This is a genomic window from Rhodococcus sp. D-46, assembly GCF_011290655.1.
Classification (GTDB): domain Bacteria; phylum Actinomycetota; class Actinomycetes; order Mycobacteriales; family Mycobacteriaceae; genus Rhodococcus_F; species Rhodococcus_F qingshengii.
Window position 1 is genome coordinate 186,425 of sequence record NZ_JAANTF010000006.1, and the last position, 12,999, is coordinate 199,423.

General features: G+C 61.6%; 13 protein-coding genes. 4 read left to right on the forward strand and 9 right to left on the reverse strand.

Annotated features, from left to right (window positions below):
• Window positions 1-85: 85 nt before the first annotated feature.
• Window positions 86-712, reverse strand: coding sequence for a TetR family transcriptional regulator (locus G9U53_RS16620; protein ID WP_030536987.1), 627 nt, complete (start codon window positions 710-712; stop codon window positions 86-88).
• A 153-nt stretch (window positions 713-865) separates the two neighbouring features.
• Here G9U53_RS16620 and G9U53_RS16625 point away from each other — a divergent pair, with 153 nt between their 5' ends.
• Window positions 866-2,398 (forward strand): FAD-dependent oxidoreductase, encoded by a 1,533-nt coding sequence (locus tag G9U53_RS16625; protein ID WP_037128865.1) that lies wholly within the window; start codon window positions 866-868, stop codon window positions 2,396-2,398.
• 82 nt (window positions 2,399-2,480) lie between these two features.
• Here G9U53_RS16625 and G9U53_RS16630 read toward each other — a convergent pair whose 3' ends face one another.
• The 8 genes from G9U53_RS16630 to hsaA all read right to left on the reverse strand — a co-directional run bounded on the left by G9U53_RS16630 (window position 2,481) and on the right by hsaA (window position 10,495).
• Window positions 2,481-4,391 (reverse strand): alkyl sulfatase dimerization domain-containing protein, encoded by a 1,911-nt coding sequence (locus G9U53_RS16630; protein WP_165638928.1) that lies wholly within the window; start codon window positions 4,389-4,391, stop codon window positions 2,481-2,483.
• A gap of 165 nt (window positions 4,392-4,556) precedes the next feature.
• Complete coding sequence (locus tag G9U53_RS16635) at window positions 4,557-5,141, reverse strand: pyridoxamine 5'-phosphate oxidase family protein (RefSeq protein WP_165638929.1); 585 nt, start codon at window positions 5,139-5,141, stop codon at window positions 4,557-4,559.
• Window positions 5,138-6,154 (reverse strand): TIGR03617 family F420-dependent LLM class oxidoreductase, encoded by a 1,017-nt coding sequence (locus tag G9U53_RS16640; RefSeq protein WP_042924836.1) that lies wholly within the window; start codon window positions 6,152-6,154, stop codon window positions 5,138-5,140. Before G9U53_RS16640 ends, G9U53_RS16635 begins: the two co-directional genes overlap by 4 nt.
• 1 nt (window position 6,155) lies before the next feature.
• Window positions 6,156-7,037 carry an SMP-30/gluconolactonase/LRE family protein gene (locus G9U53_RS16645; protein WP_058037664.1) on the reverse strand — a complete coding sequence of 294 codons (882 nt, stop codon included), beginning with the start codon at window positions 7,035-7,037 and terminating at the stop codon, window positions 6,156-6,158.
• Window positions 7,038-7,118: 81 nt separating this feature from the next.
• Entirely contained in the window at window positions 7,119-7,580 is a 462-nt protein-coding gene (locus tag G9U53_RS16650; RefSeq protein ID WP_030536982.1) for an SRPBCC domain-containing protein, read from the reverse strand.
• Window positions 7,573-7,932: a metalloregulator ArsR/SmtB family transcription factor gene (locus G9U53_RS16655; RefSeq protein WP_058037663.1), complete on the reverse strand. Its 360-nt coding sequence runs from the start codon at window positions 7,930-7,932 to the stop codon at window positions 7,573-7,575. Before G9U53_RS16655 ends, G9U53_RS16650 begins: the two co-directional genes overlap by 8 nt.
• A 65-nt stretch (window positions 7,933-7,997) precedes the next feature.
• Window positions 7,998-9,290 carry a glutamine synthetase family protein gene (locus G9U53_RS16660; protein WP_083056673.1) on the reverse strand — a complete coding sequence of 431 codons (1,293 nt, stop codon included), beginning with the start codon at window positions 9,288-9,290 and terminating at the stop codon, window positions 7,998-8,000.
• A gap of 38 nt (window positions 9,291-9,328) precedes the next feature.
• On the reverse strand, window positions 9,329-10,495 hold the full coding sequence (hsaA, locus tag G9U53_RS16665; RefSeq protein WP_042448427.1) for a 3-hydroxy-9,10-secoandrosta-1,3,5(10)-triene-9,17-dione monooxygenase oxygenase subunit: 1,167 nt from the start codon (window positions 10,493-10,495) through the stop codon (window positions 9,329-9,331).
• Window positions 10,496-10,732: 237 nt separating this feature from the next.
• On the opposite strand from hsaA, the gene G9U53_RS16670 reads away from it, so the two are divergent.
• Genes G9U53_RS16670 through G9U53_RS16680 form a run of 3 tightly spaced genes read left to right on the forward strand, consistent with a single transcriptional unit; the run spans window position 10,733 to window position 12,989 of the window.
• Entirely contained in the window at window positions 10,733-11,896 is a 1,164-nt protein-coding gene (locus G9U53_RS16670; RefSeq protein WP_003940257.1) for a Rieske 2Fe-2S domain-containing protein, read from the forward strand.
• A complete protein-coding gene (locus G9U53_RS16675) occupies window positions 11,874-12,170 on the forward strand; it encodes a hypothetical protein (RefSeq protein ID WP_003940353.1) in 297 nt (98 codons plus the stop codon). Before G9U53_RS16670 ends, G9U53_RS16675 begins: the two co-directional genes overlap by 23 nt.
• Before the next feature lie 30 nt (window positions 12,171-12,200).
• On the forward strand, window positions 12,201-12,989 hold the full coding sequence (locus G9U53_RS16680; RefSeq protein WP_165638930.1) for an SDR family NAD(P)-dependent oxidoreductase: 789 nt from the start codon (window positions 12,201-12,203) through the stop codon (window positions 12,987-12,989).
• Window positions 12,990-12,999 lie beyond the last annotated feature (10 nt).

Genomic DNA, 12,999 nt, shown 5'->3' on the forward strand with positions numbered 1-12,999 from the left:
CTCTCAACTGATGCGGATTCAAAAATAGAATTGATTTCAATTTTGCGAACATGACGAACCCTCCCCAGAGAGGGGCGAAGTCACGTCAGTGCCGTGAGAGATTCACCAGAAGCAGGTCGCATCCCTTGCGGATGTCGTACTCCGCATCGGGGATGGAGATTCGACCGTTGAGGCACGATTGGATGACCCCGAACCACAGCTGCATCAGCAGACGCAACCCGGTGTTGTCTTCCTCGGTGGGGTTCTCGATCCCGGCCGCATCGAGAATGATCTGCCGGAAGCCGCGATCGATCTTTCCCACGTCCGGCACCGTCGCGACGTTGGCGGTACTGGACGACTGCAGCATCGCAGTCGAGAGAGCCGGCCGACGCAGTAACCCGCGAGTCGCGCGAACCAATACCTCGTACACCGCATCCTGCGGATTGTCCGACTGAACCTGATGCCTGACAAAGCTGGCACCGATCTGGTCGATCTGCTCGACCATCACAGCGACGAAGAGGTGCGTCTTCGAGGGGAAATAGCGATAAAGAGTGCCGATGGCCACGCCCGCCCGCTTGGCGACCTCGTGCATCTGTACCCGTGAGAGTTCCTTCTCGGTCCCCAATTCGGCCGCCGCTTCCAGCATCCGCACATGGCGCGCCCGCTGCTCGTCCGAACTGGGCTCTGCAGCGTCCCTGACCTCGGCAATTCTCGGCAACGTCGCCCCCATCATCGATTCTGTGTCCCGGTCGCGAACGATTTCGCCAATTCTCTCATCTCGACCACCCATCTCGGCATATTGCCCGCTCAGTGGGACCTGGCATGGCCTTCTCTCCCCGTGCGGTATTCCGTGGACACCCCACCCTCTTGGAGTTAGGACGCAATGATGCAGGACTGGACCACCGAGTGCGACGTGTTGGTAGTCGGCTCCGGCGGCGGCGCGCTGACCGGCGCATACACCGCGGCAGCTCGAGGATTGACGACGATCGTCCTCGAGAAAACCGATCGCTTCGGCGGAACTTCCGCGTACTCGGGCGCATCCATCTGGCTGCCGGGAACCCAAGTACAGGAACGTGCGGGACTCCCCGACTCAACGGAGAACGCACGCACCTATCTGCGCGCATTGCTCGGCGACGCCGAGTCCGAGCGCCAGGATGCCTATGTCGAGACCGCTCCCGATGTCGTCGCACTACTCGAGCAGAACCCGCACATCGAATTCGAGTTCCGTGCGTTCCCCGACTACTACAAGGCCGAAGGCCGGATGGACACGGGACGCTCCATCAACCCTCTCGATCTCGATCCCGCCGACATCGGTGACCTCGCCGGCAAGGTGCGTCCGGAACTCGACCAAGACCGCACCGGTCAGGATCATGCTCCCGGCCCGATGATCGGTGGGCGCGCACTGATCGGCCGACTGCTGGCCGCAGTCCAGAGCACCGGTAACGCAGAACTTCGTACCGAATCCATCCTCACCTCCCTGATCGTGGAAGACGGTCGGGTTGTCGGCGCCGAGGTCGAATCCGGCGGCGAAACCCAGCGAATCAAGGCGAACCGCGGTGTGCTGATGGCAGCGGGCGGCATCGAAGGCAACGCCGAGATGCGTGAGCAGGCCGGCACCCCCGGCAAAGCGATCTGGAGTATGGGTCCCTTCGGCGCCAACACCGGTGACGCGATCTCCGCCGGAATTGCTGTCGGTGGCGCAACCGCTTTGCTCGATCAGGCGTGGTTCTGCCCCGGCGTCGAGCAGCCGGACGGCAGCGCCGCATTCATGGTCGGCGTTCGCGGCGGACTCGTCGTCGACAACGCGGGCGAGCGTTACCTCAACGAGTCTCTCCCGTACGACCAGTTCGGCCGGGCCATGGATGCGCACGACGACAACGGTTCTGCAGTGCCGTCGTTCATGATCTTCGACTCGCGCGAGGGTGGCGGACTACCTGCCATCTGCATCCCGAACACGGCGCCCGCCAAGCACCTCGAGGCCGGAACCTGGGTCGCCGCCGACACTCTCGAAGAACTCGCCGCCAAGACCGGACTGCCGGCCGACGCATTGCGCAGCACTGTCGAAAAGTTCAACGATGCCGCAAAGCTGGGAGTCGACGAAGAGTTCCATCGCGGCGAAGACCCGTACGACGCATTCTTCTGCCCACCCAACGGCGGCGCGAATGCGGCACTGACGGCGATCGAGAACGGTCCGTTCTACGCGGCCCGCATCGTCCTCAGTGACCTCGGCACCAAGGGCGGATTGGTCACCGACGTCAACGGTCGAGTCCTGCGTGCCGACGGCAGCGCCATCGACGGCCTGTACGCCGCCGGCAATACGAGCGCGTCACTGAGCGGCCGCTTCTACCCCGGTCCTGGCGTTCCGCTCGGCACGGCCATGGTCTTCTCGTACCGAGCAGCCCAGGACATGGCGAAGTAACGAAGTAACACAGTTCAATCGCACTGTGTGGCAACAGATCGTGGGGCAGCCGATATCGCAATCGGCTGCCCCACACTCTGTCTCACGGCGTCGCGATGTTGAAATTCGGGTCGAACACGTCCATGATGTCGGCAAAGCGCGACAGTGTCGAGACGTCGCCGTCGTGCGTGACCTTCCCGCTTTCGAGAATGGCGGATGCCTTGCCCGGTTGGAGCAGGATTCCGGCAAGTAACGGCTTCGGGCCCGTGACCGTCAGCTGCGCGTCGGGTGCACGTCCGGAGCGTGCGTTCAGCACCGCCCGACGCACCCACATGTTCCAATCCTGCTTGGTATCGGCAAAACTGAAGTTGATGGAAATGTCGACGTCGTTCGCCTTCTCCGCAACGAGATGCACACCGGCGTAGTCGAAGAGCAGATCTATCGGCATCGACAGAATCGTGTCCGTGCTGTCGGTGTTGACCTGGCCGACGCCGGTCACCCCGTTTCTCAGTTCCATTGCGGTGGCGAGGAAAATCGACCGATACTGCGGCACTTCCTGTTGATACCCGAGCTGTTCGTAGGCATCCGCCTGTAGATTCTTCGCTTCCTCGTCGCCAGAATCGGCGAATACCAAGTGATGAAGAAGCTGCACCGCCCACCGATAGTCGCCTGCATCAAAAGCATTGCGGCCCTCGGCGAGTATCTTCTCCCGCCCGATCAAGTCGACGTGCCGCTTGGCGTGATCCTCGGGCAGCAACGGCAGGATCGTCGCAGGGTCACCGTCCCAGAAGCCGAGCTCCTTGTGGAACACAGCGCGCACGTTGTGGTGCAGTCCGCCGTGATAATAGCGGTTGTACCACTTCTGGCCGATGGCTTCCGGTAGTCGCACGACCTCCGCAGCTTCGAGCGGCGTGTAGCCCTGATTCGCGAATCGGAGCGCCTGGTCGTGAATGAACTTGTACATGTCCCGTTGTGATTCAAGGAATTCCACCACTGTGGCGTTCCCCCACACAGGCCACGTGTGCGGGCCGTGATGCACTTCGACATCGTCGCCCCAGCGCACCAACGTCTCGTCCAGATACCGTGCGAAGTTACGGGCGTCGCGGGTGCGCGCACCACGGATCGTCTGAATGTTGTGCATCGAGTGGTTGGCGTTCTCGGCGCACGTCAGCGCTTTGATGGCGGGTATCCAGATGTGCATCTCTTCCGGTGCCTCGGTGTCCGGGGCATACAGGAACTCGAAGTCCCATCCGCCGAGGTTGCGCACCTCGCCGGTCTTCGTGATGCCGTCGGTAGGCGGAATATACGTCATGTGGATGTTCATGTTGTCGGCACCCGAACCGAGGCCGACTGTCACCAAGCCGCAATCACATTGCGGCAGAATCAAACCGAAGGTGTAACCCATACGCCGTGACATCGCATTGCCGGTGATGACGTTCTCACCGATAGCGAACTTGTTGAACGATTCGATGGTTCCGGGCGCAACGATAGGAATCTTGCCCGAAGCCACGTCTGCCTCGTCGACGAGGCCTTTGACGCCGGCGTAGTGGTCGAAATGCGTGTGGGTGTAGATGATCGCGACGATCGGCTTGTTGTTGCCCAGTTCACGACGGAACAACTCCAGACCTGCCTTGGCAAGATCGGCACTGGTGGTGGTGTCGATAATGACGAGTCCGTCGGGAGCGTCGACGATGGTCAGGTTGACTGCGAATCTGACCTGGTAGAGACCGTCGACCACCTTGTAGAGTCCACAGCGCCTCACCAACTGCGACTGCCTCCACAGGCTCGGGTTCACCGACTCCGGAGCCTGTTTGTCATCGGCGATGTATTCGAGTGGTTGACCGTCGTGGATCAGATCTCCGTTGTCGTTGAAGACCTGATCGTTCTCCCACCCGGCGATGAATCCGCGGTCCGCGTCGCCGAAATCCTCGCGGTCCGACATCGGATAGTCATCGACAGCCGCGCGGTTGACCTCGACCGTGAACGGCGTTGCAGGCTTGGTCTCAGCACCCATGAGTACTCTCCTCCAATTCTTGTCTTCTCGCCCACGCAAGCACGCGATGCCATCGGACCGTGACCTGACGCGGAACCCTCTGCAGCCAATCTGGCGGCCACGCAGGGTTCGCGCATCACCCGTCACAGGTGAGATGGCGACTGAGCGAAGGACAGAACCTGCGCGTCACTCCGCATCGATGCCAGGTAAACCGTCCACACTCTTCGCGTTCTTCTCGGCGCGATAGGCGATGAGCCGCTCCGGGCCCTTCTTCTCCGCCACGCGGTCGAGCACGTCACGATCGGATTGGTAGTCCATCAGCGGTACTGCGTATCCGCACGAATCCGAAATGCGCGTCAGATCGACCACGACGATTGACCGCAGCCCCGGGTGCTCAGGGAACCTACCGACAAGCTCGTTGAACGGTTCCGACCCTGCAAGCAGAACGTGTCCGTGACCGTGCAGTCGTACGATCTTCGGCGGGCCTTCAAACGCCATGAACATCAGTGTTATTCGGGAGTTCTCGCGCACGTGCGCGATGGTTTCCACACCGCTGCCGGTGAGGTCGAGGTACGCCACCCGGTTGGATGTCAGCACCACAAACGATCCGACTCCCCCTTTGGGTGAGCAATTGACCAACCCGTCAGCAGACAACGGTGCGGTGGCAACGACGAACAGCGGTTGAGCCTGCAGCCACGTGGTGAGCTTTTCATCGATGCCTTCGTAGACGCGCCCATGTCGAGAGTGTAGTTCGCGCCGACTGGACGTCACGGGGCAGACGCTGCGGCAGCTCGAATCTCCTCACACATCGCTGCGAAGACGCGGTCGTCGGCGGGATTCGCCGGCACCGCCAGTGCAATGCCGTCGCAGAGACTCGCGTATTTCGAACTCAGCACCTCGGGGAGTTCGGCGTAGGTGCATTGCGTGACCAGCCTGTCGAGAACATCGTCGGTGAGGACGTCAGGTAGTCGAGCCCAATCACCTGCCCGCGCCATCACTGTCAGTTCTTCCCCGACCTCGGATAATCCGAGGACCTCCAGCGCGACTCGGTACGCCGGAGTGGAGTAGAGAAAGGCAAGTTCACTGCGCACCGCTTCTCGTTGAGCAAGTATCGCGGCAGGATCTTTGCCGGTGATCATCTTCGGAACGGCAATCAGTCGCGGCTTCCTTCCTCCTGCCGTCAACGATGGAATGATCCTCTCCGCGAGCACCTTCGGATGGGAGCTGGTGGGGTGAGAAACAAAACCGTCGGCGACGGCTCCCGCCAGTGAGCACATGCGAGAGTTCACTCCCCCGGTCCAGATCTCCGGAGCCGGAACATCGAGCGGCCCCGGATTGAAGTAGGGCTGCAGCCGGTCGAAGGTATAGTGCGTTCCCGCATGGTCGAGTTCACCGCCCTCCTGAAACACTCGGAAGATCTCGCGTACAGCGCTGACGTAATCACGCAGTTGCGCAACAGGATCCGTCCACGGCATCGAGTACCGCCCGACGATGTTCCCACGCACCTGCGTCGCAAGCCCCAGTTGAAATCGCCCACCCGAGAAACCCGCAAGATCCCAGGCAGCCAAAGCCGTCACCATGGGACTGCGCGCAAACGCGACAACCATCGACGTCCGGACAGTGAGAGTACTGCTGTGCTCGACGGCCAGGGCCGCCACCGCAAACGGATCACGAATGGTTTCGGAGATGTGCACCGTGTCGAAACCAAGGTTCTCGATGCGTCGGACGTGCTGAGCTACCTGCCGCAGCGGAGTGTCGGCAGGTAGCGAGGTCACCAATTCCATATCAGCTCAAAGGCTCCAGGCGAATCGACAGCAGCTTTCCTTCGGTAGCCACCTTGCGAGCGTGTTCGTTGAAATCCGGGGCGGCACAAACGAACAGGGTACGACCGTCGGAACCGCCGAGTCCGCAAGCGAAGACACCGCTGTCGAAGGCAATTTCGTCGACTATCTCCCCGCTGGCGCCCACATGAAGAACACGGCTTCCGAGGGCATCGGCCACCCACATCGAATCGTCTCCGTCGATACAACACCCGTCCGCCGCAACGACGATCTGAGCGAGGGTGGTCTCCATCTCGGGTCCACCAGGCACCGGCCCGAACGACGCCCAGTCGCGGCGTTCACCCAGAGAGCCGTCGGCCTGGACGGCAAACGCACTGATTCGATTTCCCAGCGTTTCGTCCACGAGCAGATCTCCGGTCGACGTCAGAGCCATTCCGTTGGGGAAGTGGAGATCTCGCGCGACGACGTGCACCGATCCGTCCGGGTCGACGCGGAGGAGATCTGCCGTCTCGACGGGGGCCAGGTTCATCAGATCGAACCCGAAGTTGCCCACGTACGCTCGTCCCTGTGCGTCGACCAGCATGTCGTTGACGTTGGCACTGACGTACCCGGACAAGTCTGCGTGCACCACCAACTCGCCATCGGATTCTCGCCGCAGAATCTTCTGGTCCCGCATGGAGACGACCAGTAATCTGCCGTCCGGAAGCCACCCCAGCCCGGACGGCTGCCCTGGAACCTCCGCCTCGACGCGTATGTCGGTCCCGTCCTCGCGGGCCGAAATCACCTGGTAGGTGTAGAAGTCGGATACCCAGATCCGGTTCTCGTGCCAGCGCGGGCATTCGAAGTAGGTGTATCCCTCGAGAACTACCGCAACTTCTGGTGCCATCGGGCTCTCCTGAGTCGGTGATGAATGAAGTATCAGTCTCATTCAATCACCGGCACCGCTGTCGCGGTGTCCGATTCCCGACTAGTCGCCGGCGCGAACTTCGTCCAACACGTCGAAAGCGGATTCCCATCCGTCGTACACATTCCCGTCACCCTTGAATCCCGGAATTCCTACCAGGTGGAAGGTCATCTCGGTTTTGTCACCCCGTTCTGCGAGCGTGACCGTTATCCGAGGTGCGGCATCCACCGGATCACTCGGATTTCCCCAGGTGAAGACCAGCCTCTTCGGCTCGTCGACCTCGAGATAGGTTCCGCCGGTGGGGTACTCGGCTCCGTTCTCGTCGTTGATCATCAGGTAGCGGTACGTTCCGCCAACTCTGGGATCGATCGTGACATGCTCACGGGGACTGCTGACACCCTTCGGATGCCACCAGCGCGCCGCCTCGTCGGGGTCGGTCCACGCCTGCCAGACAAGGTCGCGCGGCGCGTCGAAGATCCGGGTGATGGTGAATTCTGCAGTGGCATCGGCATTCCGGTCACTCATTGTCCTTCTCCTTCTTCGGTCGACGTTGTTTCAGCTCACGTAGACGCTCGTCGAGGAGGTCGAAGCGTTCGTTCCAGCCTCGCCGGTGTTCGTCGACCCAGGCGCTGGCGTCGTCGAGACCCTCTGCGCGAAGGGTGCACGTGCGCCATTGCGCGGTGGCGGTTCGTTCGATGAGACCGGCTCGCTCGAGCACCTTCAGATGCTGAGAGATGGCAGGTCGACTCATGTCGAACGGCTCGGCCAACTCACCGACGGTCATCGAACCATCAGTGAGGCGAGAGAGCATTTCACGCCTCGTCGGGTCGGCCAATGCGCTGAACACTGCATCGAGTCGGCCACTTCGCTCGTCCATGTAAGCAACTCCTTAATTAAGGAATAGCTTAAACATAGGACTCGACATCTTGCGCGTCAACCCTTTCAGCTCCAGGTATATCGAAGCCGCTCGACGGTTGTCGCCTCGTCCATCTGGGAGAAAGTCTCGCGCTCAACTCCCTTCACTGACACCATCGCTTCGATGATCGACTCCCCGAAGATTTCCTTCGCCACCGAGGAGGAGTTGAACTTCTGCACTATCTCGCGCAGATCGGTGGGGACTCGGGTCACCCCGCGCTCATCACGTTCCGCCTCCGTGAGAGTCGACGGGTTCACCACAATTTCCGGCGGCAATGGCGAGGCATTGCCGATACCGATATGCGAAAGGCCAAGTATCGCAGCGGTCGCCAGATACGGGTTGGCCGATGGATCGACGATTTTCACTTCGGCGTTGGCGCCGTGTGGATTCGACGGTGACTCTGCGCAGAACCTCAGTGCCGCTTCCCGGTTCTCGAGCCCCCAACAGACGTAGGCCCCCGACCAATTGTCCGGTCGCAGCCTGACCCCGGAGAGCGGTGAGGACGCAAAGATGGCCGTGAATTCCGTGAGGTGAGAGAGGATTCCACCCAAAGCTGACGATCCTTTGTCGGTCATCCCGTACTCCTGCCCGCCACCGGAGAAGACGGGCCGCCCACCTGAGTTCAATGAAAAGTGCTGGTGTGCACCGTTCCCTGCACCTCCGACCGTAGGTATCGGTGAAAACGAGGCCGCCAATCCATGGGCTCTGGCAGTGCGGCTGATCAAGATCCGGGCCAGTATCACCAGGTCGGCAGCCTGAACAGGAGTTGCCGGAGCGATGGAGATCTCGAATTGATCCGGTCCGTACTCTGCATGCACTTGCTCGATATGAAGTTGTGCGCGTTCGGCATTGCGCAGAAGGTCCTTGAGGAAGTCCTCGCGGCGCAGGACTGCACCTAACCCGTACGCCGACCACGCTCCGTCACACGCATCACCGAAAAGAGTGAACTCGATCTCGTGACCCACCCGAGCTTCCAGTCCGTCGGCGGCAAGCCGCGCCACGACGGCAGTGAGTGCGGACCGAGTACACACGGCAGCCGTCGCACCGTCTTGATCGTGCAACGTCGCCGGCGCCCACGACACGCCCCCTCCGAGATCACGGAGGTCGGAGCGGTCGATACGCAACCGGAGATCACCCACGACGGAAAAGGAATCGGTGAAGGCAATCCGATCGTCGCTACAGAAGACGTTCCAGCTCGGTGAGACTCCCGCACCGGCTTTCTCGAAGACACCGGTTCGGCCGGCCGGCATCACCTTCGCGCGCGCGACACCCGCCATGTCGACGATCGAGCCGATGGTCAGAGCCGGTACTTCCCTCATCCAAAGGCAAATACCCCACCCGGTGACGCGCCAACCCGTCAGATCAGGTTGTCCTCCACCGGCAGTCCGAACGCCGCCCGGCCGTAGAGCGCCAACGCGCGCTCGGGTTCGTTGGCAACGTGAACGCTGCCCGCATGAACGTCACGCCACGCACGCTCGATCGGGTTTCCGCGAGAGAGGGAGTTCCCGCCTGCCGTCTTGAAAAGCATGTCGATCGCTTCCACCGAGCGTTCCGTCGCACGAACCTGATCACGACGCGCACGCAGCCTCATCGAGAGTGGGAGCTCCTGACCGGCCACAGCAAGTTCGTACATCTCCCGGATATTGCGATCCATCTGCAAAATCGCAGCATCGATCTCCGACGACGCACGTGCGACGGCGACCTGAGCGAACTGATCCTCACTGAACCGTCCACCACCCAAACTCAGACGGACGCGCTCACGCATCACGTCCAGGTACCCCTCGTAACAACCGGCGACGATGCCCACACACGGAGCGGCAACCGTCGAGGTGAAGATGCTCCCGAACGGAAGTTTGTACAGCGGGCCAGGATTGACCGCTTGGCCAGGACCACGCAGTTGTGCGGTCTCGTAGTTGCGCTTCAATCGGTGCTCGGGAACGAAGGCCTTGTCGACCACGATCTCGTTGCTCGCGGTGCCCCGCATACCCACGACATCCCACACGTCACGGATTTCGTAATCGGTGCGCGGCACCAACACCGTCATGAAATCGACGGGACGACCATCCATGCCGACCACCATCGCTCCCAGCAACGCCCAACTCGCGTGGTCGCAACCGGAGGAGAAACCCCACTGGCCCGATAGCTCGTAGCCTCCGTCCACCGCCGTCAGTCGACCGACCGGCGCATAGGCGGACGAAATGAGCGTCGTCTGATCCTCTCCCCACACGTCGGCCTGCGCTCGGTCGTCGAAAAGTGCAAGATGCCACGGGTGCACCCCCACCACCGACGCGACCCAACCGGTCGAGCCGCAGGCAGCCGAGATGGCCCTGACCACTTCGTAGAACTGAACCGGGTCGCTCTCGGCACCTCCGTATCTTTTCGGCGCCAGCATGGAGAAGACGCCGGCTTCGGACAGCTCCCGGATGGTCCGTTCGGAGATCTTGCGCGAATCGTCGACCTTCTGAGCGCGGGCCGCGATCTTCGGAAGCAGATCACGGACTGAACTCAGAACCTTGTTGACCATGGGAGACACTCCTCGCACCGAACCGTGAGGGAGCGGATCGGCAGATAGACATAACGGCTGCCCCGTCACGATATGTCGGTCACGCGTTCCGGTGATCGGAAGTCCCGGAGGCCGGGATCAGCCGCCGGATCCTCGCGCTCGCCGCTGGTCCCGGCCAGTGAGACGAGACCCCAGAGGCAATTCACGCTCCCCTAGCGTCGGGCGTCGACACTGCCCCTGGAAAGGACGGGACTCATCGTGACGATCACTCAGTCCGACAACGACGAGGTTCGCGAGATCCAAGCTGGAACCGCGCCTACACGCTTTGCGCGTGGATGGCACTGCATTGGACTCACGGAGTCCTTCAAGGACGGCCAGCCGCACTCCATCGAGGCGTTCGGCACCAAACTGGTCGTCTTCGCCGACAGTGAAGGCAACGTCAAGATCCTCGACGCGTACTGCCGTCACATGGGTGGCGACTTGAGCCAGGGCACCATCAAGGGCGACGCCATTGCCTGTCCGTTCCACGATTGGCGCTGGGGCGGCAACGGCAAGTGCCAGAAGATTCCGTACGCACGCCGCGTCCCCCCGCTGGCCAAGACGCGCGCCTGGCAGACCCTCGACCAGGACGGCATGCTCTTCGTCTGGCATGACCCCGAGGGCAACCCGCCGACCGACGACGTGGCTATCCCCCGCATCGAAGGCGCGCTCAGCGACGAGTGGAGCGACTGGGTCTGGTACACCACGACCGTCGACACCAACTGCCGCGAAATCGTCGACAACATCGTCGACATGGCGCACTTCTTCTACGTGCACTACTCCTTCCCGACGTACTTCAAGAACGTCTTCGAAGGCCACGCCGCAACGCAGTACATGCGCGGCGTCGCTCGCTCGGACATGCGTCCCCACGCAGCAGGCACCCCGAAGATGGTCGGCAGCAACTCGGTTGCGACGTACTTCGGCCCCTCCTTCATGGTCGACGACCTGACCTACGAGTACGAGGACTACAACGTCGACTCTGTGCTCATCAACTGCCACTACCCGGTCAGTGCGGACAAGTTCGTGCTCCAGTACGGCATCATCGTCAAGAAGTCGGATCGCTTCCAGGGTGAAGCCGCCGACGCGATGGCCGCGAACTTCGGCACGTTCATCGCCAAGGGCTTCGAGCAGGACGTCGAGATCTGGAAGAACAAGACTCGCATCGAGAACCCGCTCCTGTGCGAAGAAGACGGCCCGGTCTACCAGCTCCGTCGCTGGTACGAACAGTTCTACGTCGATGTCGCGGACATCGCTCCCGAGATGACCGAGCGCTTCGAATTCGAACTCGACACCGCGCGACCCGTCGCAGCCTGGCAGAAGGAAGTCGAAGACAACCTCGCTGCAAAGAAGGCAGACGAAGATGCAGCCTCTTCAGTGCGCTGAGTGCAAGGCTCAGGTCCTGGTCCAGAAGAACAGTTGGGAACACACCACCGTTCAGTGGAGTGACCAGGCCCGCGCCCAGTGCCTCGAAATCGCCGACGACCGTGAATTCGGGCAGCGAGAGGGACGACCCGGTGCCCCTCGCAAGCAGTGCGGCGCCTTGATCGCGTCCATCGTGAACGCTGCAACAGCGGGCGAACTCGAGATCCTCAACGACGAGCCGGTGCCTCAGCCGATCGTCGACGACAGCGAACCCGTACCGACTCCGTTTCACTAGTCAAGCCAACATCTTTCGAAGAAGGTAGTAATGATCGATCCTCAGTACTACGGCCCGTGGGCAGTCATCGCCGGCGGTTCAGAAGGTGTCGGCGCAGGGTTCGCCGACGAGCTCAGCAAGATCGGCATCAACCTCGTTCTCATCGCCCGCAAGCCGGGCCCGCTCGAGGAGACCGCGGCCAAGGCACGCGCCAACGGCGTCGAAGTACGCACTCTCGCATTGGATCTGCTCGTTCCGGACGCGCTCGATCAGATCAAGGCTGTCACCGACGACGTCGAGGTTGGTCTCCTCATTTTCAACGCCGGCGCCAACAGCTACGGCCACGAGTTCGTCACCGGAGATCTGACGGGATTTGCCGGAGTCATCGAGCTGAACATCAACAAGCAGCTCGAACTCTCGCACCACTTCGGCGGATTGATGAAGGATCGCGGACGCGGCGGCATCATGCTGCTCGGTTCGCTGGCCGGATTCATAGGCTCCGAGCACCAGAGCATCTACGCGGCGTCCAAGGCATTCGGGCGCATCTTCGCCGAAAGCCTGTGGCTCGAACTCCAGCCGTACGGCGTTCACGTCGTCGAGTTCATTCTCGGTGTCACTCGCACACCCGCTATGATTCGCGCGGGACTGAACTTCGACATCCCGGGCATGAACGTCGCAGAGCCCGAAGATGTTGCACGTGAAGGTCTCGAACACCTTGCCGACGGCCCGATCTGGGTGGCTGCAGGAAACTACGAAGGCGCCAAGAAGCGCAGTGGCTTCCCCCGAGACAAGATGGTCAAGGGCGCTGCCGAAGCGATGCGCAAGCTGCTCAACCGCTGACATCTGCTGT